Origin of the sequence: Klebsiella sp. A52 (assembly GCF_018388785.1) — a bacterium.
GTDB lineage: Bacteria > Pseudomonadota > Gammaproteobacteria > Enterobacterales > Enterobacteriaceae > Klebsiella > Klebsiella aerogenes.
The window spans coordinates 103,584-128,334 of sequence record NZ_CP074437.1 but is presented as its reverse complement, the minus strand read 5'-3'; the positions used below and the strand labels follow the sequence as shown (position 1 = coordinate 128,334).

Sequence of the window (24,751 nt, the reverse complement as noted above, 5' to 3'; positions counted from 1 at the left end):
GGCCCTATGCGCAGCAATATAACAGAATTACCTGATATATCTCTGTACGGTATACATAAATCTTATGGTCCTCAGGATAACATTACTATTGCACTGAATGATATTAATCTGGATATTGTAAGAGGTGAGTTCGTAGCATTATGTGGCCCTTCGGGAAGCGGTAAGAGTACCTTGCTTAATATACTTTCAGGTATTGATAAACCAACGGCAGGTAATGTTTTTTTTCTTGGCAAAAATCTAAATGCGCTGTCTGAAAAGAATTTGGCGCGACTTCGTAGTCATCATTTAGGGTTTATTTTTCAGTTTTTCAATTTAGTCCCGGTACTAAGTGTTTTTGATAATGTTTTTTATCCCCTGATGCTAAATGGGCATTTCAATGCAAAAGAGGCGAAAGCACGGAGTCTACATTTCCTCGATAGTGTGGGCTTAGCCCACTTAGTTGGGCGAAAGCCAGGCCAATTATCAGGCGGACAACAACAGCGGGTCGCGATAGCAAGGGCGTTAGCGCATAGTCCTGAAGTCGTTGTTGCCGACGAACCGACCGGAAATTTGGATCTGGCCACTGGAGAAGCGATTCTTGACCTGCTGCTTGACATTAATCGGCGCACAGAGACGACGTTTATTATCTCCACTCATTCGACTCAACTACAAGAGCGAGCTCGTCGGAGAGTGGAAATTAAAGATGGAGCAATAATATATGATTCAGCGAAGCAATCTTTGTAGAGTTTTGCTTCTGTGTTTAACCACGGTTATATTTTCAGCATTCGCTGAATCGATACCCACACCTGTTTCGGATCGTGTTTTACAGGATGGGTTACCAGGTGAGCCAAAAGCATTAGCATCGGTCACAGCAAATTTGCTTAAAGAATATGAACGCACTAATAACGTTGGCGTGCTGATCTTTTATTCATGGGGGATGCTGCGGCAAGCAGCTTATTACCTGAGTGTTAATGATCTGATTCACGCCTCTGAATATGCAAAGACAGGATTCTTCTATATGGATGAGTCGGTAGATGTCAATGAAGATAATTTGCTAATCAGATATTTGCGTGCGCGTGTTGATGCCTGGCTTCCGGGTAATTTGGGGCGCTGCGTGATTACGATTGAAGATACCGACTTGCTGATGAGGAATAGAGATAAATTCAGCGTCGAGATTGTTCGGAAGATTAACGAGATGCGTTTACGAGCTCTCCATCAGTGCCATAGCAAACCACAAGAAGAACAATTCCTTCAGTATCTGAGAAGCGTAGGGCAAAACCTTAAAATCGATTATGCAAATAACAATCCGCCTGCGTGGGAAATGGCTGAAGTCGTGCAGGTTATTGTTCCGGTTATTAAAGGTGATTAAATGTCAAGGGATGTGATATTCATTAATGGTATTGTGGCGTTGTTATTGCTATTTGTAGTTTATAATATCATCTTCAACTATGGTGATGCTAAATTTTCATTCCTTAATTTGCTACGGCATCAGCGTAGAACCCTTTCTACTATTTTTGCAATTGTTTTAGGTGGTGGCGCTATATTTCTATATGGCGGTTTTATCAAATACTCTTTTTGGATACTCAAGGAGCAGACGATACGAACTAATGTTGGCCATGTGCAAATTTATAATAAATCCTACTTTGAAACGGCTAATAAGAATAAAAGCCTTATTTCTGACTACATTTCACTAAAGCATAATATATTACAAAATGCCTATTTTTCTAATGCAATTTCGACAATTTCAGGTCAGCTAGAGTTTAGTGGGATTATATCTCACTACGAAAGCGAAACGTCAAATTATTTTTCGGCGCAAGGCATTGAACCATTACCATCTCTGAAGCTAGGAGCATTTGATAAGATAGTCTTTGGAAGCGATTTATCTCGCGTAAAACATAATGAAATTACCATCGGAAGCGGTTTGGCCAAAACACTTGATAGCCACTATGGTGACTGGCTCGATATCCTGGCGGTAAATGTGGCAGGAGGACAGGGCGCTATATCAGTCAAACTCCGTGGCATCTTTGAGTCGGGAATTAAGGATTATGATGATGTTGCACTAAAGATACCTCTTGATACCGCTCAGCGAATCATGGGTACGAATGGCGTCAGTAAAATAGTTATCTTATTAAAACATGATGATGTAGCGCCATTTGTTATTAAAATGAGAGAGTTTATCGCTCAACAGAATTTACCCCTTATCGTTAAGGACTGGAAGGAAAGCTCTATTTTTTACCAGCAAGTTGAAGGCATGCTTTCGGGTATCTATTTTTTTATTAAAGTCATAGTAGCACTTATTGTGATATTTATGATCGGTAATTCAATGACCATGAATATCGTTGAGCGGACTAAAGAGATCACGACACTACGAGCCATCGGTTTACAGTCCAGTCGTGTTACGCTTTTATTCTGGTTGGAAGGTATATATATAGGCATTTTGGGGGCAATCGGTAGCCTTGCTTTTGGTTATACCATTGCTGCGATTATTAATATTTCCGGCATTGCAATGCCTCCTTCTCCAGGGCAGTCAGTTGGATATACTGCATTTATTAAAAGCAATGACGCAGAGTTAATTTGGTTTACCTTGATGTTGCCAATTTTAACGTCAGCCCTGGCTTCTATCATTCCTGCATATCGTGCATCGCGGCTTAATATTACAGATGCATTTAAATCTTCATAGAGGGCAGTATGAGAATTGGCATGTGGTATTTATTATATTTGGCAGTATTACTGCATTCAGCTGCGGTGCAAGCGACAAAAATTGATCAGCAGGCTCTGGAGATTATTCGCAGGGCGGATGAAGTTCGTTCACCAAATGAACCTTTCCGCTATGAAGTGACCGTGTTGGAGTTTAAAGAGGGAGTGGATGAACCTGAAAATAAACAATCTCTTGATATTTCAATGCGATTTATTAAGCCGAAAAATGGTATTAAAGCTGATGCTCGTTCACTGATACGCTTTACTTATCCTCCGCGAGAGAAAGGTAAAATCATGTTATCTGATTGGTATGATTTATGGTTTTATACACCTGAGCTTCGAAGGCCAGTTCCCATTTCGCGTTCACAACGCTTAATAGGCCAGATCTCTAATGGTGATGTTATCGTAACGAACTTCGAATATGCCTATGATTCGACGCTGGAGGGTGAGGAGCCTTGTGGTGATAAAATCTGCTATCGGTTGTCTCTTATTCGTAAATCTGAGGCCGTTACTTATCCAAAAGTGATTTATCTGGTAGAAAAAAACGCCGAGTATCGACCATTTAAGGCATCATATTACTCACTTGATAATCAATTACTCAAGAGTGTTTTGTATAAAAACTATCAAATGGTATTGGGAATGTACCGGCCAACAGAAATTATTGTGCAGAATGCTCGGTATGAAAAGGGATATTCTGTCATGAAGTATAGTAATGTTCGCCTTGAGTCATTACCAGAATTTCACTTCACGAAGGAGTTCATTCAGAGGGAAGCAAAGTGAAATTGCTTCGGGCCGTATTACTATCAATTCTAACATTAATACCGTTGTTGGGGATGGCAGATTGTCTTACCGCGGATGAAATACAACAAAATGGTCAATTGGTTTTGATAGGGCAAACATCCTTTACACATAAAAATGAGTCTCTATGGCGTATCAGTGGATCTAACCCGTATACCACTGATAACGCCTATAATAATATTTCACTTAACGTCTCTAGCTCTTGCGATATTATTGATAATGTGTTGGCTGTGGATTTTTCATTATATGGCTTTGGATATCATCCGATGAACGAGGTGGGGCTTTTCGAAGAAGATGATAGTCGCTCTAAAATATTAATCGATAGGCTAACGCTGAACGCAACATTATCTGAAAACGTCAGTCTCGAAGGAGGAAAACTTAGACCGCATTCCGGCGCTTTTCATTTAAGATCGCCTGCAGCATTGTTGACGACTTATTATGCCGGATTGAAACCTACCAGAATATTCGACCCTGGATTTAACTCCACCTATAATGAGCCGTTTTGGGGAGGGCGGATCTCAGAAGAGTTCCGCGATTATGCATTCTCGTTTACCATCATACCCAAATTGGCGAGTATTGATGAATATTATGAGTCATCCAGCAACTGGACGGCCAATCAACGGGGCAACAGCAGTGAGTATTATTTATTAAGTTACTCCGATTATCGACTTGCTAATCATCGACTGGCAGCAGATGTGATGCTTGGCGATTCTCCATCGTTGGCCCTCGCGGATAGCTACAATATAACTCCGCAGTTTGTTGTCAACGTAGAGGCGGCTTTACACAAAAATCAACAGTGGCGGCATTTTTCCCGTGAAAAACGAGATGCAGTATTATCTGGGAAATATCCTTCATCGCTTTATGCTCAGGATGATAAAAAAAATTATGAATTAGCCGTTGGCGGCCAGTATACCACTGACCTTTTTACTGTATTAGGTATCGAATACTATTATCAGAGTGAAGGATACTCAAAAGCGGCATGGCGAGAGCAGACCGACTTTATTAAACTATTAAGTAATAAAACTGGCTTATCCAGTTTAGATAAAATATTTGATGATTATAAGTATCTGATGGGGTCAGAAATAAGTAATACAGGAAATAAAGGGATGTTACAAGGACGACATTATATTAATTCGTGGCTAAGTTTACAGAACACAGATCATTCAACTTTTCAGCCCTATCTGGTGATGAACTTAGTTGATGGTAGTGCATTAATTGGCACTCATTATATCAAGCCGGTAAAAGGGTTGGGCGAACGGGTAGAGATTTATTCGGGGTTTTATAGTGCATTAGGTCATCGTGATTCTGAGTTTGCACTTTTTGGCGAGACCCTCGGAATTTATGTTGGATTTAAATACTATTTATAAGGATATATTGTCTATGACTAAGTTATCAGAGCAACCATTGGTGCTTATTTTCGCCGGTCAGGGAAATCCTGTCATTGGAATGGGAGCAGATTTATGGGATCTTAACGCAACCACCAGACAAATCTGGGATTGCGCTAGTGATGTAACAGGGTTGGATCTTCGTCGGTTATGTTTGAAAGGGCCAATGAATCGTCTGGTGAAAACGACGACACAGCAGGCAGCGGTGACGGCTATCAACGTTACGCTCTATAGTCTTTATGCTGAGCAATTTTCTGACGCTCACATCGTGGGTTCATGTGGGCATAGTGTTGGTGAATATAGCGCACTCTACGCGGCCGGCGCTTTAACGCTGGAGAATGTGTTCAAACTAATATCAGCGCGCTCAACTATCATGGATGATTTAAGTCATATTCGTAAAGGCGCAATGCTAGCGGTGAGAGGTGCCGATTATCAAACGATAAGCCAGTTGATTAACGATTCCGGAAGTCCGGTTGTGGTGAGTTGTGATAATAGTCCCTATCAGCAGGTGGTTGGCGGAACGCTGCCAGATTTAAGCGAATTCGCCGGGGTACTTATGGGAGCTGGCCTGGAAACGGTAAAGTTGGGCGTTAGCGGTGCCTGGCACACGCCACTAATGGCTGATGGAGTTCAGCTTATGCGAGATGCCCTGGAGGTGGTGGAAATGGTACGGCCAAATTATCCTGTACTAATGAATGTTACCGGGTGCGAAGAAGGTGACCCTGAGATAATTAAAAACAACTTATCGTTGCATTTGACCCATACCGTACAATGGACAGCATCTATGACTGCTTTTTTACAACACACTCCCGTCGTCAGGTTCGTTGAAATCAGCAATAAAGCGTACCTTGGACAATTACTAAATGATTTCGATGATTTCTCGGCAGAGTATTTTATTCATTGTCGAAAAATATTGGGGGCGTAACGAGGCTAGCATGATTCCGGATTATTTAACTTTTATTCGTCGACAGGATCGTTCGCTTTTACCCTATTTGTACTTTATTTGTACGATGCTGATTGCATTCTACGTGAAAAACAGAGGGTATCTTTTGACCGTGGAAGATGCATTCCCTGTCAGCGCCATTTTTTCGTTAACTATGTTTAGCTTTGTTTATGAACTTAAAGCGTATTGGGCTTACAAATATGCGATAAAAAATATCAACTTTTCTTGGTTTCAGGGAAAAAAGTATTCGCAATGTGAGGCCATACTATGGCATCCGCTTGTTGCTACAACTTGCTGTTTGCTGGGGTGCTATCTGGTTGTGAAGGGATTTCTACTCTTCTTTTCAAGCATTCTCGCGATGGTCTGTATTGTCATCTTTGTGCCGATAATGGTCTATATGATGTGCTGGTTCGCCAGGAATTGTTACGTAAAACAGTTACAGCAGGCAACTGTGTATACGCTTAGATACCGTAATCTCCATCTCTATGCTTGCTTAAATGTTACAGTAACTTTTATGACCAGTTTTCTGGTTATCAGCCCCTTAGTCGCGGATGAAGATTTTTCCTTATCCAATGGTTTTTTTTCTGCAAAGTTGATAGTTGCTATGTTGATTCTTTGTTCAGCGATACTGGCGGTTAATTTGATTTTTGCTCACCCATCCAGGCGTTATACTTTTTTAGGACGGCTTTTTCAGAAAGAGTTTGATGTGAACCTGGCTAAAACTATCCCATTTACCGTAATGTATAGGAAATCGCTGTGGTTGCGGTTAGTTATTTTATTTATTCTTCAACTGTTATGGATCGTAATCTTTAGCCTGTTGCTGAAATTATTAGGGTGGGAAATATATTTTTATGTGTATTTTATTTTTTGCATGATACCGGCAATGGGATACTTTTATTTACATGTTTACTGGCGCTGGCATGATGATTACATGACGGCATGTGATATGTATCTCAGATGTGGCGAAAATAATAAATAACATCAGAAAATATGGCCAGTCAGAAAACTGACTGGCCATATGCTATTTAGCTCTGCAGGGCCTCAACAACACCACCCCAGTCAGTAGCAGCATTATAAACAAAGTTTGACCAAACCCCTGATTCAGCATACAGCAGGGAGTTGATATGGTCAGTTATAATGCTTCCCAGGCTAGATGGCGAACCGCCAAGAATATTAGAAACCAGATCAATAGTGGTTTCCAGAGCGGAGGAGGCCAGAATCATACCTGCGTTAATACCTGCTGCTACCAGGCCCAGCGCTGATTGAACGGTGAAATCAACCAAAGCGCAAGGCAGGTCGATAAGGCCTGCACCAGAGACATATTCCATTTCGTTTGCGGTTAATTCTTTCATTTTTAATTCCATCCTAGATTAATGAATTGTTAATGATGTGCCTATGCACACCGGGCAATATACTAATCAGAGGGTTTTTTATATAATAGTGAATATTTAAATGATCTATTAGTTTTAATGTGAATTAAACTTCACAAAACAGAATTAGAAAAGTACGGGGGCTTATTACGTCAATTCATGTTTGATAAGAGAAGATACCCGAAGGTATCTTCTGTGTTGCCGCGCGTTCAACTTATTGTTTAGAGCATAGAAATGGGGGGCGATTACGAAGTTGCGATAATAGCCTGTTCAACCTCGAAGCGGTTGGTCACTTTGCTGTCGATTTTTATGTAGGCTGAACGTTCTTCAGCGACAATCATGACCTGCTCAACGCCAGGTTTCGACAACAGACGGCGCTGTAGTTCATCATTAATGATGACTTCGTCCGGGATCTCAACTCGGAGACTGCTCACGTAAGGTGGTTCGCTCATCGTACTGGCAACCAGCAGCCATAACATTGCTAGCAGGGCCCCAAGCAGGAACACCGTTTGTGAATCAAAGAAACCATCGACCCAGCCGCCGAGGGCGCCGCCGATGGCCACGCCGATAAACTGGCTGGTAGAGTAAATACCCATTGCCGTGCCTTTATAACCTGCTGGTGATTCCTTGCTAATTAATGAAGGCAACAATGCCTCCAGCAGGTTAAAGGCGAGGAAGAACAGCTGCACGCCCGCGACCAGTTCCCAGAAATAGCCACCTGCTCCCCAGAGCACGATTTCAGCTATCAGTAGAAGAGCGACGCAGAACAGAAACACACGTTTCATCTTGCGCTTCACTTCCGCATAGATGATGAATGGCACCACGGCGACAAAGGAAATGACCATGGTCACCAGGTAAATTTTCCAGTGTTCGGCGGCCGGGAAACCCGCGGCCTCCAGTTGTCCTGGCAGCGCAACAAAAGTCGACATTAGCATGATGTGCAGACACATAATGCCGAAGTTCAGCTTGAGGAGTTTAGGTTCAGCAAGCACTTTGCTGAAGCAGCCCTTTACCATGCCAGATTCACGGTTCAGTACATGATTGTGGCTATTTGGTACTACCCATAGAGTCAGCAAAATACCGAGGCTGGCCAGAATAGCGATCATCCAGAATAGCGCATGCAACCCTAACTGGTGAGTGACAATAGGGCCGAGCACCATAGCGATAGCAAAGGTCACGCCAAAACTGACGCCAATGAAGGCCATGGCTTTGGTACGGTTCTGTTCGCGGGTTAAATCAGAAAGTAGTGCCATGACGGCGGCGGCGATAGCGCCAGAGCCCTGCAGCGCGCGGCCAAGTATAATGCCCCAGATGGAATTGGTCAGCGCGGCGATGATGCTGCCGATAACAAATATCAGCAAACCACCAATAATTAACGGTTTACGGCCAATGCGGTCAGACAGGAGGCCAAACGGGATCTGGAAGACGGCCTGGGCGAGCCCGTAAATGCCAATAGCTAAACCAATCAGCGCTTCACTAGCCCCCTGCAGCGCCATGCCATATGTGGTCAAAACAGGCAGGACCATAAACATGCCGAGCATGCGCAGTGAGAATACGGTCCCTAAACCCCAGGTTGCGCGCAGTTCTCCTGGCGTCATTTTGTTATCGTTCATTACCACCTCAATATAAAAACTGTGACTAGTGTAGTGGGGGGATAAGGACGCGTAAATAAATGTTTGTTTAGCAGATATTACGACTGTGTTGCGTAATAGAAGAAGGGATGAGAACCAGAGGCTAAAAGGGGGCAGAGCGAAATAAAAGATTAAAAACAAAGGAAAGGGCAGAAATGAAATCTGCCCTGATCATTATACCGATTAGGATGCAGCCTGATCCAGGAAGCTATTCCAGTCGGTTGCGGCGTTATTCACGAAAGTGTTCCAGCTACTTCCAGCAGTGGAAACGAAGTTTGCCCAGTTTTCCTGACCGGTGCTGACTACGCTTTCCCAGTTTGTCTGCCCAAGAAGGAACTTGCCAAATTCAATCGCGCTATCGCCGACGAAAGAGGCAAACGCCAGACCGGAGGTCAGCGCAAATGAGGTAAACCCTGCCGCGGAATTAGCGACAAAGCTGGCGAAACCAGTTGCGGCGCTTACCAGGTTGAAACCACCTGAGACAGATTCCATTTCGTTGAATGTTAATTCTTTCATTGTTATTCCTTGCAGTTAAATCCATGTTTTATGTAGGCGTTTGCCTACGAGATAAGGCTAGCACTAACTTCAGTGATGGAGCGAGATAGGCGGCGGTTAGCGATGCTCATTTTTTTCTCAATTTTTAACAGCGTAATAGGTGAAGAAAATGAAGCAAAAGGGGAGGGGAGAGGGCAATTTCTCTAGATAAAAAAGCCCCCGCTTGCGGAGGCTTTTATCATTTCATATAAAGCGTAATCTTATCTGACGTAAGCCAGCAGATTATGTGAATCCGGGACCATGAAATCGACAGACATCATCACCGACAGGGCAGTGATGGCGACGATGGAAAAGACGAACAGCTTACGTGCCCAGACTTTATCATCCGCCACTTTATACCCACGTAATGCCATGCCAAGCCACCAGACGCTGACTGCGGCAGCTACGACCAGATATTTGTATCCGGCATAGCCCCCCAGAGAAAGCATCAGCGTTGCCACGGCAAAGGCCACGATGTACAGCGTGATATGGTTTTTTGCGACGGAGATACCTTTCACCACCGGCAGAACCGGAATATTCGCCGCCTGATAATCCTTAAAACGGAAGATCGCGATGGCGTAGGAGTGAGGCATCTGCCACAGGCTAAAGATCGCCAGTAGAATCGCCGCGCCGCTGTCAAAATCACCGGTAACCGCGCAGTAGCCAATCACCGGCGGCGCAGCGCCGGAGAGAGAGCCAATCAGCGTGCCGTAGACGGAGTGGCGTTTCATGTACAGGCTGTAGACGCCGACATAAACCACGAACCCCATCACGCCCAGCCAGCAAGCCAACGGGTTGGCGCCGAACCACAGCAGCATGAAGCCAGCAATACCCAGCAAGGTGGCGTATACCAGCGATGATTCTGGCGAGATCAGCCCTTTGACCAGCACCCGGTTTTTCGTCCGTTCCATCTTACGATCGATATCACGGTCGATGTAGTTGTTGAAAACACAACCCGAGGCGACCACCAGGGATACTCCGAGGAGCGTCCAGACGAACAGCGGATAGTCGATGTGGCCTTTGGAGGCCAGCAGGAAACCGCCGATCACGGAGATCAGGTTGCCAAAAATGATGCCTGGTTTCGTTACTTGCAGGTATTGCTTAAACATACTCGCCGCTCTTAGTGCATCATCATGTTGTAGTTGAGGTTCCACATAATCCAGATGGAGCCGACAACTACGATAGCAATGATGATTACGGTGAAGATAAACGCGGTCAGGTTCCAACCTTCGTCAGATTTACTGTTCATGTGCAGGAAGTACACCAGGTGTACCAGAATCTGCACCACAGCCGTGACCAGGATGGTTCCCAGAATCGCTGCATGCGAGGCCGAGCCACTCATAACCATTGCAAACGGGATTGCCGTCAGAATGATCGACAGGATGAATCCTGTCATGTAGCTCTTCACGCTGCCGTGAGAAGCGCCGCTATGATCGGTAGAATGACTCATTACATCGCCCCCATCAGATAAACAACAGAGAACACGCAGATCCACACCACGTCCAGGAAGTGCCAGAACAGACTCAGGCACATAATACGGGTACGGTTAGTGCTGGTCAGGCCGCGACGGGATACCTGAACCATCAGCACCGCCATCCACAGCAGACCGGAGGTGACGTGCAGACCGTGGGTACCGACCAGCGCGAAGAACGCTGACAGGAAGCCGCTACGGTCCGGACCCATCCCTTCAACAATCAGGTGATGGAATTCATAGATTTCCATCCCAACGAACCCTGCACCGAAGAGGAAGGTGAGGGCAAGCCAGGAAACGACCTGGCTCTTGTTGTTTTTGTACATGGCGATAGCCGCCATGCCATAGGTGATGGAGCTGAATAACAGCAGTGCGGTTTCAACCAGAACGAACGGCAGTTCAAAAATATCTTTACCCGCCGGGCCGCCAGCCGTGCCGTTCACCAGAACGGCATAGGTTGCGAACAGCGTAGCGAAGATAATGCAGTCGCTCATCAGGTAGATCCAGAAACCGAAGACTTTCATCGGTCCTGTATCATGGTGCCCGTGTTCATGCGCGTGGGCATTATGCGCAAGAGTATCAGTTGCCATTTTTCAGCCCTGCTTTGTTAATCTCATCGAAATGCTGATTTTCCAGTTTTTCGACTTCCGCAACCGGTACGTAGTAATCCACGTCCTCGTCAAAGCTCTTGATAATCCAGGTCACAACGATGCCAGCGAAACCAACAATCGCCATCCACCAGATATGCCAGATCATCGCGAAGCCAAACACCGTTGCGAATGCAGCAATGATGATGCCCGCGCCGCTGTTTTTCGGCATATGAATTTCTTCATAATGCGCAGGTTGCTTGTACGCTTCGCCTTTTTCTTTCATTTCCCAGAACGCGTCACGTTCGTGAACGTTAGGAACGACTGCGAAGTTATAGAACGGCGGTGGAGAAGAGGTTGCCCACTCCAGAGTACGGCCGCCCCATGGGTCGCCGGTCAGGTCACGGTTCTGATCGCGATCGCGGATAGAAACGTAGAACTGAATCAGCTGGCACAGGATACCGCAAGCGATCAGCGCCGCGCCGCATGCTGCAACTACCAGCATGGAGTGGAACTGCGGGTCGATGTCCTGGCTCAGACGACGGGTCATACCCATGAAGCCCAGCACGTACAGCGGCATAAATGCCACGAAGAAGCCGATGATCCAGAACCAGAATGCGCGTTTACCCCAGGTTTCGTTCAGGGTGAAACCAAAGGCTTTCGGCCACCAGTAGGTCAGACCTGCGAAGCAACCGAATACCACACCGCCGATGATGACGTTATGGAAGTGCGCAATCAGGAACAGACTGTTGTGCAGTACGAAGTCCGCGCCCGGTACCGCCAGCAGAACACCGGTCATCCCACCAACGGAGAAGGTAACGATGAAGCCGATAGTCCACATCATCGCCGAGTTGAAGACGATGCGGCCCTGGTACATGGTGAACAGCCAGTTGAAGATCTTAACCCCGGTCGGGATTGCGATAATCATAGTGGTAATACCGAAGAAGGCGTTTACGTTCGCGCCGGCACCCATGGTGAAGAAGTGGTGCAGCCAAACGATGAACGACAGAACGGTAATACAGACGGTTGCCCACACCAGCGAGGTGTAGCCAAACAGACGTTTACGCGAGAAGGTCGCTGCGACTTCGGAGAAGACCCCGAATACCGGCAGAACCAGAATGTACACTTCCGGGTGACCCCAGGCCCAAATCAGGTTGATGTACATCATCATGTTGCCACCCATATCGTTGGTAAAGAAATGGGTGCCCAGGTAGCGGTCCAGGGTCAGCAGCGCGACGGTGACGGTCAGAATTGGGAAGGAGGCGATAATCAGGATGTTGGCGCACAGAGATGCCCAGGAGAATACCGGCATCTTGAACATGGTCATACCAGGGGCACGCATCTTGATAATGGTCACAAAGAAGTTGATACCGGTCAGGGTAGTACCGATACCGGAGAGCTGCAGCGCCCAAATCCAGTAATCGACCCCTACGCCAGGACTGTATTCAATTCCCGAAAGCGGCGGATACGCCAGCCAACCGGTCTGTGCGAACTCACCGACGCCCAGAGACAGGTTAACCAGAATTACGCCCACAACGGTGAACCAGAAGCTCAGGTTGTTGAGGAACGGGAAAGCAACGTCGCGTGCGCCGAGCTGAAGCGGAACCACCAGGTTCATCAGGCCGATAACAAACGGCATTGCCACGAAGAAGATCATGATAACGCCGTGGGCGGTAAAGATCTGATCGTAGTGATGAGGCGGCAGGAATCCTGCTTCCCCGGCAGAGGCCAGCACCTGCTGGCTACGCATCATAACGGCGTCAGCAAAGCCACGCAGCAGCATGACGATTGCCACGATAACGTACATGATACCGAGACGTTTGTGGTCGACGGACGTCAGCCACTCATTCCATAGGTAGGACCACTTACCGAAGTAAGTGATCGCTGCCAGTATCGCCAGTCCCCCGACGATGATTGCAGCAACCGTTACCACGATAATTGGTTCGTGGTAGGGCACTGCATCCAGTGTAAGTTTTCCGAACATCGTTTTCTTCCTCGGCCCCTTAGTGAGCGGTTTCCGCGTGGCTCATGTCCATGCCTTCCATCCCTTCGTGCGCAGCGTGCTCACCTTCAGGTTTAGACATGTTCATGCTCTCGTGAGACATGAATTTGTTAACAACATCTTTGAACAAATCCGGTTTCACGTTAGAGAAGTATTCCACTTTGTTGTTTTCGCTAGGCACAGCCACTTTGTCGAATGCAGCCATGGAGTCCATGGAGTTCGGGGACTGTTTCGCTTTTGCTACCCACTGATCGAAGGTTGCACGATCCGGGGTGGCGATAGCCTTGAACTTCATACCAGAGAAGCCCGGGCCACTATAGCTTGCGGAGATACCGTCATAAGTGCCTGCTTCATCAGCAATGAGGTGCAGTTGAGTCTGCATACCGGCCATTGCATAAATCTGGCTACCTAAGCGCGGAATAAAGAACGAGTTCATCACGGAGTTGGAAGTGACTTTAAAGTGTACCGGTACGTTCGCCGGGAAGGCGATTTCGTTGACGGTAGCGATACCCTGTTCCGGGTAAATAAAGAACCATTTCCAGTCCATCGATACTACTTCGATGGTGATTGCTTTCTCGTCGTGGACAAGCGGTTTGCTTGGCTCCAGAGCGTGAGTGGTTTTCCAGGTCAGAACGGCCAGGAACAGGATGATCAGAATAGGAACCGTCCAGACCACAGCTTCAACTTTGTTGGAGTGTGACCAGTTCGGGCTATACTTCGCATCTTTATTGCTCGCGCGATACTTCCAGGCAAATCCTACTGCCATTAAGACGGCGGGAATAACGACAATCATCATCAGGCCGAATGCCGTCAGAATCAAAGAGCGTTGCTCCAGTCCAATCTGTCCTTTTGGGTCGAGGAGTGCAGAATCACAACCACTGAGTAATACAGTACCTGCGATTAATGACATCCATCCCAAACTTTTATTGTATTTCCTGAGTCTCATTGAACGACCTCAATTCCACGGGATCTGGTGGCGTTTAAAGTGTACGGGCATTTTACGGTAAGGTTGCATTACTGTAAACACGATTGGATCTGTGTCAGTTCTGTGTTAGCGGGTTCTGCTTGGATTGTCACATATGTTACGGAATGTGACGTAATTGCTTGCAAAGCCTGATTTACGCTGGATCTATAACGAAAGGGATAAGAAAGGGAATGCTTATGGGGATACGGATATAAACATCGTAAAAATAACACAAATAATTAACAATTAATTATCAAATAAAAGACATAAAGAAAACGTTAAAATAAAGTAACGCTGCTGAATCGGTTAAATTAATTAAAGAATCGCGTAAAAATTGTCAATAATTTCCAGAAATCTAAAACGCACAAAACAACAAATCAGTTCTCAGGAAAAATAAAATCGCTAATAAGCCGTTATAATTACCTCAGGTAATTAAAACGGCTATTAACGGTTTGGCGAAAATTAAATCAGCTGCGTTTTGCGTAGCGCCATATAGTCCAGAATCGCGCCGAGCAAAATACCACCGATAGCGGTCAATGCGGCGACTTCCAGCAGGCCTGGCAGGAAGGAAAAAGAGGTGTAATCCAGCGCGTTCATCGCCAACAGCAGCAGCCATATCGCCAGCATCAAACAACCTACCGCCAGGATAACCAGCGCCAGAGCATAAGTTTGCGGGTATTGCGTGCGCGGCAAGAAGCTTTCCGTTCGCTGCGTATATTCCAGCGTACGCCGACACAGAAGCAGGAGCAAAATCCCCGGCACGGCGGCTACGACGGAGAAAAGATAAAACGTCGGCCAGCCGTTCGCTTCAACAAACCAGCCGGCAATCGGACCAACGTAAACGCGACCCACCGCCGACAGTGCCGACAGCAGCGCGAACTGAGTGGCGGAAAACGACTTGTTGCATAGCGTCATTAACAGCGCGACAAATGCCGCGGTGCCCATCCCGCCGCACAGGTTTTCAAAAAATACCGCCGCCGCCATCGAATAAAGATGTTTATCGGTTACCGAGAGGAGCCAGTATCCGGCGTTGGAGGCTCCCTGCAGCAGGCCAAAGATCAGCAGGGCGCGGAACAGCGTCAGGCGCTGCATCAGTACGCCGCCGTAGAGTGCGCCGACGATGGTGGCGAACAGGCCCAACGTTTTATTCACCATTCCGACTTCGCCGGCATCAAAACCGACGCCGCGTATAAGGAAAGTGGTGGTCAGGCTCATGGCGAAGGCATCACCGAGCTTATAAAGGACAATTAACAGCAGGATAAGCCAGGCGTTGTTGCGACCGAAGAAATCGCGCAGCGGCGCGGCGACGGCCTGTTCAAGAGATTTGGGCACCGGAATGACGTCGCTGGGCTCCGGCGCTAACAGCGTGGCGATAATGCATGGAATAAGTAACGCGGCCATCAGCCAGTACATACCTTGCCAGCCCAGCCAACGGTCGGCCAGCCAGAGCGCTAACCCTCCGGATACCAGCATCCCCAGGCGATAGCCGAGCACGCTGATGGCCGCACCGGCGCCGCGCTCTTCCGCCGGGAGGACGTCGGTTTTCCAGGCATCAAAGACGATATCCTGCGAGGCGGAGCAAAAAGCGATAACCACAGCCAACGCCGCCATCCAGCGCAACTGCGTTGCGGGTTCAAGAAAGCCCATCGCGGCGATGGCGACGAGTAGCGCTATCTGCGTCGTCAGCAGCCAGCCACGGCGACGGCCTAAAAACGGCGGCGTGTAGCGGTCCATTAATGGCGACCACAAAAATTTAAATACGTATGCCTGTCCGACGAGAGAGAAGAAGCCGATAGTTTTTAAATCGATATTTTCGACGGTCATCCACGCTTGCAGCGTGCCGGAGGTCAGCGCGAGAGGTAAACCAGAAGCAAAGCCAAGGATCAGCAAAATAGCTGATTTGGGCTGCTGAAAAATACGCAAATAGTGATTGGACATGGCATATAGAGCAGACCCGGCCTGATACCGGGCCTGCTATTTTATTAACGAGCGTTTTGTTTGATGAAGTCGTGAATGCTGGTGTCCTGCGCCATATCGGCGATGGTATCGGTCAGCACGCTATTAACCGCGTTTGCAATGTTCTCGTTGGAAGCCTGGAAAGCGCCCTCAACGGAGTAGCTGGAGCGGTAGTTTTTGGTCATCTTGTTGCCATTAGCTGCGGTGGCGATGATGGCGATATCCGCTTTAGTGGCGATGTTGTAACGCACGTTGCCCTGCGAGACGTCAGCATACAGTTTGTTAACAATGATCTGCAGATCGACGGCGCCATTTGGACCAATCATGTAGCCACGCGCGGTCATCTGCTTCTCAAGCACTTCCTGCAGCAGGAAGCGCAGATCGCGAGAGGCGGTCAGGGTGACCAACTGGTTGTTGCGGGTGACTTTCGCCAGCGCCTGATCGGTACGCTGGTCTGCGCCATTGATGCTGACGGTAACGCCCATCAGGCTCGGATCCTGCTGCGGCAGGGTGATTTTCGGCGATACTTCAATGGTCGTCGGCGGGGTGGCGCATCCTGCGAGTACAAACATCGCGACCAACGGGAATAGAATTTTCTTCAGCATGTTCAGGGTCTCAACGCACGGTGTTGTTATACCCGTCATAATTCAGGTTTCAGGCGCTACGGGGAATCGCGGGCGCTTTTTTCTGCAACTCGAAGTAGTTAGGGTGTTTAAGGAAAATTCCCGCCATCATAACATCGCCAACGGTGAGGGGAAGTGGCTACGAGTGGAAAATCATCGTGTTGTGCGTTTTATGACCTCGTCCCATTTCCGGTGGCGATTTGGCCGGGAGATTTAGCATTCATCATCAGTAAACCTGATACTTTTGCGTGAAAATATCAGAGGAATGCTAATTTTTTGTTGTTTTCTGCCAATGGAAGCGGTAAAAGCGGCTAACATTTAAAGGGAAAGGCGGCATCTCAGCGTTGTCGGAGGAGAAAATTCATGATGATACGTGAGCAGATCGAAGCAAAACTAAGAGCAGCGTTCGACCCGATGTATCTGGAAGTCGTGGATGAAAGCTATCGGCACAACGTCCCTGCGGGCTCTGAAAGTCATTTTAAAGTGGTGTTGGTGAGCGACCGCTTCACCGGCGAACGTTTCCTTAATCGTCATCGTATGATTTACGGTACGTTGACCGAGGAGCTGTCAAGCACCGTGCACGCCCTGGCGCTGCATACTTACACGATTAAAGAGTGGGAAGGGCTACAGGATACCGTCTTTGCCTCTCCGCCATGCCGCGGAGCGGGGAGCATCGCGTAAAAATCACATTTGCAACCGCTGGCGCTTTTCCAGTATGTTGCGTGAAGATTTAGCAAAAACGGCCTGCGGGCCGTTTTCTTTTGCCTGGAAAATGCGCAAAGTTCGCGCTTTTGCAGACAAATTTGAGCGGGAAATGTGAAAAACGCCGCAGCAGTAGGCGACAACCGTTCTCGACTCACAAAAGTGATGCCGCTATAATGCCGCGTCTTATATATGAATGTCTTCGGGATGATTCTGACGACAGGGAATGTGTTTCTGATTTGAAGAGGGCATCCCGGTTCTGCGAAGCCACCTACACGCGCTTCCAGAGTTGACCGAGCACTGTGATTTTTTTGAGGTAACAAGATGCAAGTTTCAGTTGAAACCACTCAGGGCCTTGGGCGCCGTGTAACGATTACTATCGCCGCTGACAGCATCGAGAATGCTGTCAAAAGCGAGCTGGTCAACGTAGCGAAAAAAGTTCGCATTGACGGCTTCCGTAAAGGCAAAGTGCCGATGAATGTTGTTGCTCAGCGTTATGGCGCTTCCGTTCGCCAGGACGTGCTGGGCGACCTGATGAGCCGTCATTTCGTTGACGCGATCATCAAAGAGAAAATTAATCCGGCTGGCGCGCCGAACTACGTTCCGGGCGAATACAAGCTGGGCGAAGACTTCACCTACGCGGTAGAGTTCGAAGTGTATCCGGAAGTTGAGCTGAAAGGTCTGGACGCAATCGAAGTTGAAAAACCGGTTGTTGAAGTTACCGACGCTGACGTTGACGGCATGCTCGACACCCTGCGTAAGCAGCAGGCGAACTGGAAAGAAAAAGAAGGCGCCGTTGACGCTGAAGATCGCGTTACCATCGACTTCACCGGTTCCGTAGACGGCGAAGAGTTCGAAGGCGGTAAAGCGTCTGACTTCGTACTGGCGATGGGCCAGGGCCGTATGATCCCGGGCTTCGAAGACGGTATTAAAGGCCACAAAGCTGGCGAAGAATTCACCATCGACGTGACCTTCCCGGAAGAGTACCACGCTGAAAACCTGAAAGGTAAAGCCGCTAAGTTCGTTATCAACCTGAAAAAAGTTGAAGAACGCGAACTGCCTGAACTGACTGCAGAATTCATCAAACGTTTCGGCGTTGAAGATGGTTCCGTAGAAGGTCTGCGCGCGGAAGTGCGTAAAAACATGGAACGCGAGCTGAAAGGCGCCGTGCGTAACCGCGTGAAATCTCAGGCTATCGAAGGCCTGGTGAAAGCGAACGACATCGACGTTCCTGCTGCCCTGATCGACAGCGAAATCGACGTACTGCGTCGTCAGGCCGCTCAGCGTTTCGGCGGTAACGAGAAACAGGCTCTGGAACTGCCTCGCGAACTGTTCGAAGAGCAGGCTAAACGCCGCGTAGTTGTTGGCCTGCTGCTGGGCGAAGTGATTCGCACCAACGAGCTGAAAGCTGACGAAGAGCGCGTGAAAGGCCTGATCGAAGAGATGGCTTCCGCGTACGAAGATCCGTCAGAAGTGGTTGAGTTCTACAGCAAGAACAAAGAGCTGATGGACAACATGCGCAACGTGGCGCTGGAAGAGCAGGCTGTTGAAGCCGTGCTGGCGAAAGCTAAAGTGTCTGAAAAAGCCACTTCCTTCAACGAACTGATGAACCAGCAGGCGTAATTTCGTCCGGCTGTTTAAAGTTCGCGCAAAAGCCCGTTGCCGAAAGGCGGCGGGTTTTTTTTATTGCAATGATAGGCTTAGGATGAGTGCTAAAACACATTTTCAGTGATAGCGTTACTCCAAAAGGTTGTTATGCTTGAATTATGGCTGCGCCATCCCCATAACCGGGTGACGTATCTGCATCCGCAGCGTCAGGAATAATGACCAGCTCAACGTATCAGTGCCCTGCGGATAGAAACTCTGGCTGATAATCCGTCCATAAGGTTACAATCAGTGCAGCAGGTTTTTTCAAAATTAATCCAGGAGACGGAAATGTCATACAGTGGCGAACGAGATAACTTTGCACCCCATATGGCCCTGGTGCCGATGGTCATTGAACAGACCTCACGCGGTGAACGTTCTTTTGATATCTATTCCCGTCTGCTCAAGGAACGCGTTATCTTCCTGACCGGCCAGGTGGAAGATCACATGGCTAATCTGATCGTGGCGCAGATGCTGTTTCTGGAAGCGGAAAATCCAGAAAAAGATATTTACCTGTACATTAACTCTCCGGGCGGCGTGATCACCGCCGGGATGTCAATTTACGACACCATGCAGTTCATCAAGCCGGATGTCAGCACTATCTGTATGGGGCAGGCGGCTTCGATGGGGGCCTTCCTGCTGACCGCTGGGGCGAAAGGCAAGCGTTTCTGCCTGCCGAACTCCCGCGTGATGATTCACCAGCCGCTGGGCGGCTATCAGGGTCAGGCGACGGACATCGAAATCCACGCCCGTGAAATTCTGAAAGTGAAAGGGCGCATGAATGAACTGATGGCGCATCACACGGGTCAATCCCTTGAGCAGATCGAGCGTGATACCGAGCGCGATCGCTTCCTGTCGGCGTCGGAAGCGGTGGAATACGGACTGGTAGATTCCATCTTGACCCATCGTAATTGATGCCCGTGGCGTAAGGGTGCCGCTATACTTGTTTTAACAACTGGGCGGCACAACGCGTCACCGCGACTTGCGCCTGAGAATGGCATTTGCGTCGTCATCTGCGGCACAAAGAACTTAAGAAGAGGTTTGGACTCATGACAGATAAACGCAAAGATGGTTCGGGCAAACTGTTGTACTGCTCTTTTTGCGGCAAAAGCCAGCATGAAGTGCGTAAGCTGATCGCCGGGCCGTCCGTGTATATCTGCGACGAATGCGTTGATTTATGTAACGACATCATTCGCGAAGAGATTAAAGAAGTCGCTCCGCATCGTGAGCGCAGCGCGCTGCCGACGCCGCACGAAATTCGCCATCATCTGGACGATTATGTTATCGGCCAGGAACAGGCGAAAAAAGTGCTGGCAGTGGCGGTATACAACCACTACAAACGTCTGCGTAACGGCGATACCAGCAACGGCGTAGAACTGGGTAAAAGCAACATTCTGCTGATCGGGCCGACCGGTTCCGGTAAAACGCTGTTGGCGGAAACGCTGGCGCGTCTGTTGGATGTTCCGTTTACCATGGCCGATGCCACCACCCTGACCGAAGCGGGTTACGTGGGTGAAGACGTAGAAAACATCATTCAGAAGCTGCTGCAGAAATGCGATTACGATGTGCAGAAAGCGCAGCGCGGCATCGTGTACATCGATGAAATCGACAAAATTTCCCGTAAATCGGATAACCCGTCGATTACCCGCGACGTGTCCGGCGAAGGCGTTCAGCAGGCGCTGTTGAAGCTTATCGAAGGCACCGTAGCCGCTGTTCCGCCGCAGGGCGGACGTAAACATCCGCAGCAGGAGTTCCTGCAGGTTGATACCTCCAAGATTCTGTTTATCTGCGGTGGCGCGTTCGCCGGCCTGGACAAAGTGATTTCCCACCGCGTAGAAACCGGCTCCGGCATTGGTTTTGGCGCGACGGTTAAAGCGAAATCTGACAAAGCCAGCGAAGGTGAACTGCTGGCGCAGGTCGAGCCGGAAGATCTGATCAAGTTTGGTCTGATCCCGGAATTTATCGGCCGTCTGCCGGTTGTTGCGACGCTGAATGAACTGAGTGAAGAAGCGCTGATTCAGATCCTGAAAGAGCCGAAAAACGCCCTGACTAAGCAGTATCAGGCGCTGTTTGGCCTCGAAGGCGCGGAGCTGGAATTCCGTGATGAAGCGTTGGATGCGATCGCGAAGAAAGCGATGGCGCGTAAAACCGGCGCCCGTGGCCTGCGTTCAATCGTTGAAGCCGCGCTGCTCGACACCATGTACGATCTGCCTTCCATGGAAGATGTCGAAAAAGTGGTGATTGACGAGTCGGTAATCGAAGGTCAGAGCAAACCGCTGCTGATCTACGGCAAGCCGGAAGCGCAGCAGGCATCTGGCGAATAATTCGCCAATCGACACAAGCAGTTAAGCAAAAAGGGGGGATTTTATCCCCCCTTTTATTTTTCCTGTGTTCCCGCCGTTGAATGTATGGAATACATCCCCATATACTGGATTACATATTAACGGCGACGCGTTAATGAAGGTGTCGTCGGCTACCTGGCGGACTTTAAACTAAGAGAGAGCTCTATGAATCCTGAGCGTTCTGAACGCATTGAAATCCCCGTATTGCCGTTGCGCGATGTGGTGGTTTATCCGCACATGGTCATACCCCTGTTTGTAGGGCGGGAAAAATCTATCCGTTGTCTGGAAGCGGCCATGGACCATGATAAAAAAATCATGCTGGTCGCACAGAAAGAAGCGTCGACGGATGAGCCGGGTGTAAACGATCTTTTCACCGTCGGGACCGTGGCGTCAATTTTGCAAATGCTGAAGCTGCCTGATGGCACCGTGAAAGTGCTGGTGGAAGGCTTGCAGCGTGCGCGTATTACTGCGCTGTCCGATAACGGCGAACACTTCTCCGCCAAAGCAGAGTACCTTGCTTCTCCGGTCATTGAAGAGCGTGAGCAGGAAGTGCTGGTGCGTACGGCTATCAGCCAGTTTGAAGGCTACATCAAGCTGAACAAAAAAATCCCACCGGAAGTGCTGACGTCGCTGAATAGCATCGACGATCCCGCACGTCTGGCGGATACCATCGCTGCGCATATGCCGCTTAAGCTGGCGGACAAACAGTCCGTGCTGGAGATGTCCGACGTGAACGAACGTCTGGAATATCTGATGGCGATGATGGAATCTGAAATCGATCTGCTGCAGGTTGAGAAACGCATTCGCAACCGCGTGAAAAAGCAGATGGAAAAATCTCAGCGTGAGTATTATCTGAATGAGCAAATGAAAGCCATCCAGAAAGAGCTCGGCGAGATGGATGACGCCCCGGACGAAAACGAAGCGCTGAAGCGTAAGATCGACGCGGCGAAGATGCCGAAAGAGGCGAAAGAAAAAACCGAAGCGGAACTGCAAAAGCTGAAGATGATGTCCCCGATGTCGGCGGAAGCCACCGTCGTGCGCGGCTACATCGACTGGATGGTGCAGGTGCCGTGGAATGCCCGCAGCAAGGTCAAAAAAGATCTGCGTCAGGCGCAGGAGATCCTCGATACCGACCACTATGGTCTGGAACGAGTCAAGGACCGCATCCTTGAGTATCTTGCGGTGCAGAGTCGCGTTAACAAGCTGAAAGGGCCGATCCTGTGCCTGGTTGGACCGCCGGGGGTAGGTAAAACCTCGCTGGGTCAATCTATTGCCAAAGCCACCGGGCGTAAGTACGTGCGCATGGCGTTGGGCGGCGTGCGTGATGAAGCGGAAATCCGTGGTCACCGCCGTACCTATATTGGTTCCATGCCGGGTAAACTGATCCAGAAAATGGCGAAAGTCGGGGTGAAAAACCCGCTGTTCCTGCTGGATGAGATCGACAAAATGTCCTCCGACATGCGCGGCGATCCGGCCTCAGCGTTGCTGGAAGTACTGGACCCGGAACAGAACGTGGCCTTTAACGACCACTATCTGGAAGTGGACTACGATCTCAGCGACGTCATGTTCGTGGCGACCTCCAACTCCATGAATATTCCGGCTCCGCTGTTGGACCGTATGGAAGTCATTCGTCTCTCCGGTTATACCGAAGATGAAAAACTGAACATTGCTAAGCGCCACCTGCTGCCGAAGCAGATCGAACGCAACGCGCTGAAAAAAGGCGAGCTGACGGTCGACGATAGCGCCATTATCGGCATTATTCGTTACTACACCCGTGAAGCGGGCGTTCGTAGCCTGGAGCGTGAAATCTCCAAACTGTGTCGTAAGGCCGTTAAACAGCTGTTGCTGGATAAATCGCTGAAACACATCGAGATTAACGGTGAAAATCTGCATGATTATCTTGGCGTGCAGCGCTTTGACTATGGCCGTGCGGATAGTGAAAACCGCGTAGGTCAGGTGACCGGTCTGGCGTGGACGGAAGTGGGCGGCGATCTGCTGACCATCGAAACCGCCTGCGTTCCGGGCAAAGGCAAGTTAACCTATACCGGTTCACTCGGCGAAGTCATGCAGGAGTCGATTCAGGCTGCGCTGACCGTGGTGCGCGCGCGTGCTGAGAAGCTCGGTATCAATCCGGACTTCTACGAAAAACGCGATATTCACGTGCACGTGCCGGAAGGGGCAACGCCAAAAGATGGTCCGAGCGCCGGTACGGCGATGTGCACCGCGTTGGTTTCCTGTCTAACCGGTAACCCGGTACGCGCCGATGTGGCGATGACAGGGGAAATCACCCTGCGCGGCCAGGTGCTGCCGATCGGCGGTCTGAAGGAAAAACTGCTGGCGGCGCATCGTGGGGGCATTAAGACTGTTCTGATTCCTTACGAAAACAAGCGTGACCTTGAAGAAATTCCGGAAAACGTTATCGCCGATTTGGATATCCATCCGGTACAGCGAATCGAGGAAGTTCTGACACTTGCTCTGCAAAATGAACCATTTGGCATGCAGGTTGTAAGCGCAAAATAGTGATATCGCGCAAATAGCGTTAAGAAAAGTGGGGCTGGTAAGTAAATTCGTACTTGCCAGCCTTTTTTTGTGTAGCTAACTTAGATCGCTGGCAGGGGTCATCGACAACTCTGTTGTAAGGGCATGACAGTCCTGATATAACTGCTGCGCGGTCGCGCCATGAAGGATTCTGGTGCGATATAAATTATAAAGAGAGGAAGAGAACAGTGAATAAATCTCAACTGATTGACAAAATTGCTGCGGGTGCGGACATTTCTAAAGCTGCAGCTGGACGTGCGTTAGATGCTTTGATCGCTTCTGTTACTGAATCTCTGCAAGCTGGGGATGATGTTGCGCTGGTAGGGTTCGGTACTTTTGCTGTTAAAGAGCGTGCTGCCCGTACTGGTCGCAACCCACAAACAGGTAAAGAAATTACCATTGCTGCCGCTAAAGTACCGGGCTTCCGTGCAGGTAAAGCGCTGAAAGACGCGGTAAACTAATCGGCTCTCCCGTCAGGGAATGTGACGAAGTACAAGGGCGCATCGCGAGATGTGCCTTTTTTATTTGTCCAGAACGCGACTTTATGTGTGTTTATGCGCACTTGTGGGCTGACAATTGCCCCGT

Annotated in this window: 23 protein-coding genes; 13 read left to right on the top strand and 10 right to left on the bottom strand. The window is 48.8% G+C overall.

What is annotated here, in order from left to right:
* The first annotated feature begins 6 nt into the window (after nucleotides 1-6).
* The 7 genes from KGA69_RS00605 to KGA69_RS00575 are packed head-to-tail and all read left to right on the top strand — an operon-like array spanning nucleotide 7 to nucleotide 6,781.
* Nucleotides 7-723, top strand: a complete 717-nt coding sequence (locus KGA69_RS00605) for an ABC transporter ATP-binding protein (RefSeq protein WP_063416609.1) — start codon at nucleotides 7-9, stop codon at nucleotides 721-723.
* Nucleotides 698-1,348: a hypothetical protein gene (locus tag KGA69_RS00600; protein WP_047044475.1), complete on the top strand. Its 651-nt coding sequence runs from the start codon at nucleotides 698-700 to the stop codon at nucleotides 1,346-1,348. The genes KGA69_RS00605 and KGA69_RS00600 overlap by 26 nt, the downstream gene beginning before the upstream one ends.
* Nucleotides 1,349-2,659 carry an ABC transporter permease gene (locus KGA69_RS00595; protein ID WP_045390866.1) on the top strand — a complete coding sequence of 437 codons (1,311 nt, stop codon included), beginning with the start codon at nucleotides 1,349-1,351 and terminating at the stop codon, nucleotides 2,657-2,659.
* An 8-nt stretch (nucleotides 2,660-2,667) separates the two neighbouring features.
* A complete protein-coding gene (locus tag KGA69_RS00590; protein WP_045390863.1) occupies nucleotides 2,668-3,456 on the top strand; it encodes an outer membrane lipoprotein-sorting protein in 789 nt (262 codons plus the stop codon).
* A gap of 53 nt (nucleotides 3,457-3,509) precedes the next feature.
* Nucleotides 3,510-4,841: a hypothetical protein gene (locus KGA69_RS00585; RefSeq protein ID WP_213293124.1), complete on the top strand. Its 1,332-nt coding sequence runs from the start codon at nucleotides 3,510-3,512 to the stop codon at nucleotides 4,839-4,841.
* Nucleotides 4,842-4,854: 13 nt separating this feature from the next.
* Nucleotides 4,855-5,784 (top strand): ACP S-malonyltransferase, encoded by a 930-nt coding sequence (locus tag KGA69_RS00580; protein ID WP_063448000.1) that lies wholly within the window; start codon nucleotides 4,855-4,857, stop codon nucleotides 5,782-5,784.
* Nucleotides 5,785-5,794: 10 nt separating this feature from the next.
* A complete protein-coding gene (locus KGA69_RS00575; protein ID WP_045390857.1) occupies nucleotides 5,795-6,781 on the top strand; it encodes a hypothetical protein in 987 nt (328 codons plus the stop codon).
* A 46-nt stretch (nucleotides 6,782-6,827) separates the two neighbouring features.
* On the opposite strand, the gene KGA69_RS00570 is transcribed toward KGA69_RS00575, so the two are convergent.
* The 10 genes from KGA69_RS00570 to KGA69_RS00525 all read right to left on the bottom strand — a co-directional run bounded on the left by KGA69_RS00570 (nucleotide 6,828) and on the right by KGA69_RS00525 (nucleotide 16,922).
* Nucleotides 6,828-7,154 carry a hypothetical protein gene (locus KGA69_RS00570; protein WP_045390854.1) on the bottom strand — a complete coding sequence of 109 codons (327 nt, stop codon included), beginning with the start codon at nucleotides 7,152-7,154 and terminating at the stop codon, nucleotides 6,828-6,830.
* Between the two features lie 263 nt (nucleotides 7,155-7,417).
* Nucleotides 7,418-8,785 carry an MFS transporter gene (locus tag KGA69_RS00565; RefSeq protein ID WP_045390851.1) on the bottom strand — a complete coding sequence of 456 codons (1,368 nt, stop codon included), beginning with the start codon at nucleotides 8,783-8,785 and terminating at the stop codon, nucleotides 7,418-7,420.
* A 201-nt stretch (nucleotides 8,786-8,986) separates the two neighbouring features.
* Entirely contained in the window at nucleotides 8,987-9,319 is a 333-nt protein-coding gene (locus KGA69_RS00560) for a hypothetical protein (RefSeq protein ID WP_045390848.1), read from the bottom strand.
* Between the two features lie 239 nt (nucleotides 9,320-9,558).
* Nucleotides 9,559-10,446: a heme o synthase gene (gene cyoE, locus KGA69_RS00555; RefSeq protein ID WP_045390845.1), complete on the bottom strand. Its 888-nt coding sequence runs from the start codon at nucleotides 10,444-10,446 to the stop codon at nucleotides 9,559-9,561.
* Nucleotides 10,447-10,457: 11 nt separating this feature from the next.
* A complete protein-coding gene (locus KGA69_RS00550) occupies nucleotides 10,458-10,787 on the bottom strand; it encodes a cytochrome o ubiquinol oxidase subunit IV (RefSeq protein WP_015704585.1) in 330 nt (109 codons plus the stop codon).
* Complete coding sequence (locus tag KGA69_RS00545; protein ID WP_015704586.1) at nucleotides 10,787-11,398, bottom strand: cytochrome o ubiquinol oxidase subunit III; 612 nt, start codon at nucleotides 11,396-11,398, stop codon at nucleotides 10,787-10,789. Before KGA69_RS00545 ends, KGA69_RS00550 begins: the two co-directional genes overlap by 1 nt.
* Complete coding sequence (cyoB, locus tag KGA69_RS00540) at nucleotides 11,388-13,379, bottom strand: cytochrome o ubiquinol oxidase subunit I (protein ID WP_015704587.1); 1,992 nt, start codon at nucleotides 13,377-13,379, stop codon at nucleotides 11,388-11,390. The genes KGA69_RS00545 and cyoB overlap by 11 nt, the downstream gene beginning before the upstream one ends.
* 19 nt (nucleotides 13,380-13,398) lie before the next feature.
* On the bottom strand, nucleotides 13,399-14,343 hold the full coding sequence (gene cyoA / locus KGA69_RS00535; protein ID WP_015704588.1) for a cytochrome o ubiquinol oxidase subunit II: 945 nt from the start codon (nucleotides 14,341-14,343) through the stop codon (nucleotides 13,399-13,401).
* Between the two features lie 480 nt (nucleotides 14,344-14,823).
* Nucleotides 14,824-16,299 carry a muropeptide MFS transporter AmpG gene (gene ampG, locus KGA69_RS00530; RefSeq protein ID WP_213292729.1) on the bottom strand — a complete coding sequence of 492 codons (1,476 nt, stop codon included), beginning with the start codon at nucleotides 16,297-16,299 and terminating at the stop codon, nucleotides 14,824-14,826.
* A 44-nt stretch (nucleotides 16,300-16,343) separates the two neighbouring features.
* The gene (locus tag KGA69_RS00525; protein WP_045390841.1) at nucleotides 16,344-16,922 is read right to left on the bottom strand and encodes a lipoprotein; all 579 of its coding nucleotides are present in this window, start codon (nucleotides 16,920-16,922) and stop codon (nucleotides 16,344-16,346) included.
* 381 nt (nucleotides 16,923-17,303) lie between these two features.
* Here KGA69_RS00525 and bolA point away from each other — a divergent pair, with 381 nt between their 5' ends.
* The 6 genes from bolA to hupB all read left to right on the top strand — a co-directional run bounded on the left by bolA (nucleotide 17,304) and on the right by hupB (nucleotide 24,627).
* On the top strand, nucleotides 17,304-17,621 hold the full coding sequence (bolA, locus tag KGA69_RS00520) for a transcriptional regulator BolA (protein ID WP_015367954.1): 318 nt from the start codon (nucleotides 17,304-17,306) through the stop codon (nucleotides 17,619-17,621).
* Nucleotides 17,622-17,966: 345 nt separating this feature from the next.
* Nucleotides 17,967-19,265, top strand: coding sequence for a trigger factor (gene tig, locus KGA69_RS00515; protein ID WP_015367952.1), 1,299 nt, complete (start codon nucleotides 17,967-17,969; stop codon nucleotides 19,263-19,265).
* 312 nt (nucleotides 19,266-19,577) lie between these two features.
* Nucleotides 19,578-20,201 (top strand): ATP-dependent Clp endopeptidase proteolytic subunit ClpP, encoded by a 624-nt coding sequence (clpP, locus tag KGA69_RS00510; protein ID WP_003021624.1) that lies wholly within the window; start codon nucleotides 19,578-19,580, stop codon nucleotides 20,199-20,201.
* 134 nt (nucleotides 20,202-20,335) lie between these two features.
* On the top strand, nucleotides 20,336-21,610 hold the full coding sequence (gene clpX / locus KGA69_RS00505) for an ATP-dependent protease ATP-binding subunit ClpX (RefSeq protein ID WP_015704591.1): 1,275 nt from the start codon (nucleotides 20,336-20,338) through the stop codon (nucleotides 21,608-21,610).
* 183 nt (nucleotides 21,611-21,793) lie between these two features.
* Nucleotides 21,794-24,148, top strand: a complete 2,355-nt coding sequence (gene lon, locus KGA69_RS00500; RefSeq protein WP_015367948.1) for an endopeptidase La — start codon at nucleotides 21,794-21,796, stop codon at nucleotides 24,146-24,148.
* A gap of 206 nt (nucleotides 24,149-24,354) precedes the next feature.
* The gene (hupB, locus tag KGA69_RS00495; RefSeq protein ID WP_002444653.1) at nucleotides 24,355-24,627 is read left to right on the top strand and encodes a nucleoid-associated protein HU-beta; all 273 of its coding nucleotides are present in this window, start codon (nucleotides 24,355-24,357) and stop codon (nucleotides 24,625-24,627) included.
* Nucleotides 24,628-24,751 lie beyond the last annotated feature (124 nt).

Excerpts from the sequence above, each read along its gene's own strand:
- KGA69_RS00565 (WP_045390851.1), bottom strand. The coding sequence starts at position 8,785 with ATGAACGATAACAAAATGACGCCAGGAGAACTGCGCGCAACCTGGGGT.
- KGA69_RS00570 (WP_045390854.1), bottom strand. The coding sequence starts at position 7,154 with ATGAAAGAATTAACCGCAAACGAAATGGAATATGTCTCTGGTGCAGGC.
- clpX (WP_015704591.1), top strand. The coding sequence starts at position 20,336 with ATGACAGATAAACGCAAAGATGGTTCGGGCAAACTGTTGTACTGCTCT.
- KGA69_RS00545 (WP_015704586.1), bottom strand. The coding sequence starts at position 11,398 with ATGGCAACTGATACTCTTGCGCATAATGCCCACGCGCATGAACACGGG.
- KGA69_RS00590 (WP_045390863.1), top strand. The coding sequence starts at position 2,668 with ATGAGAATTGGCATGTGGTATTTATTATATTTGGCAGTATTACTGCAT.
- cyoE (WP_045390845.1), bottom strand. The coding sequence starts at position 10,446 with ATGTTTAAGCAATACCTGCAAGTAACGAAACCAGGCATCATTTTTGGC.
- KGA69_RS00585 (WP_213293124.1), top strand. The coding sequence starts at position 3,510 with ATGGCAGATTGTCTTACCGCGGATGAAATACAACAAAATGGTCAATTG.
- cyoB (WP_015704587.1), bottom strand. The coding sequence starts at position 13,379 with ATGTTCGGAAAACTTACACTGGATGCAGTGCCCTACCACGAACCAATT.
- KGA69_RS00525 (WP_045390841.1), bottom strand. The coding sequence starts at position 16,922 with ATGCTGAAGAAAATTCTATTCCCGTTGGTCGCGATGTTTGTACTCGCA.
- KGA69_RS00600 (WP_047044475.1), top strand. The coding sequence starts at position 698 with ATGATTCAGCGAAGCAATCTTTGTAGAGTTTTGCTTCTGTGTTTAACC.
- KGA69_RS00560 (WP_045390848.1), bottom strand. The coding sequence starts at position 9,319 with ATGAAAGAATTAACATTCAACGAAATGGAATCTGTCTCAGGTGGTTTC.
- cyoA (WP_015704588.1), bottom strand. The coding sequence starts at position 14,343 with ATGAGACTCAGGAAATACAATAAAAGTTTGGGATGGATGTCATTAATC.
- tig (WP_015367952.1), top strand. The coding sequence starts at position 17,967 with ATGCAAGTTTCAGTTGAAACCACTCAGGGCCTTGGGCGCCGTGTAACG.
- KGA69_RS00595 (WP_045390866.1), top strand. The coding sequence starts at position 1,349 with ATGTCAAGGGATGTGATATTCATTAATGGTATTGTGGCGTTGTTATTG.
- KGA69_RS00575 (WP_045390857.1), top strand. The coding sequence starts at position 5,795 with ATGATTCCGGATTATTTAACTTTTATTCGTCGACAGGATCGTTCGCTT.
- KGA69_RS00580 (WP_063448000.1), top strand. The coding sequence starts at position 4,855 with ATGACTAAGTTATCAGAGCAACCATTGGTGCTTATTTTCGCCGGTCAG.
- bolA (WP_015367954.1), top strand. The coding sequence starts at position 17,304 with ATGATGATACGTGAGCAGATCGAAGCAAAACTAAGAGCAGCGTTCGAC.
- KGA69_RS00550 (WP_015704585.1), bottom strand. The coding sequence starts at position 10,787 with ATGAGTCATTCTACCGATCATAGCGGCGCTTCTCACGGCAGCGTGAAG.
- ampG (WP_213292729.1), bottom strand. The coding sequence starts at position 16,299 with ATGTCCAATCACTATTTGCGTATTTTTCAGCAGCCCAAATCAGCTATT.
- lon (WP_015367948.1), top strand. The coding sequence starts at position 21,794 with ATGAATCCTGAGCGTTCTGAACGCATTGAAATCCCCGTATTGCCGTTG.
- KGA69_RS00605 (WP_063416609.1), top strand. The coding sequence starts at position 7 with ATGCGCAGCAATATAACAGAATTACCTGATATATCTCTGTACGGTATA.
- clpP (WP_003021624.1), top strand. The coding sequence starts at position 19,578 with ATGTCATACAGTGGCGAACGAGATAACTTTGCACCCCATATGGCCCTG.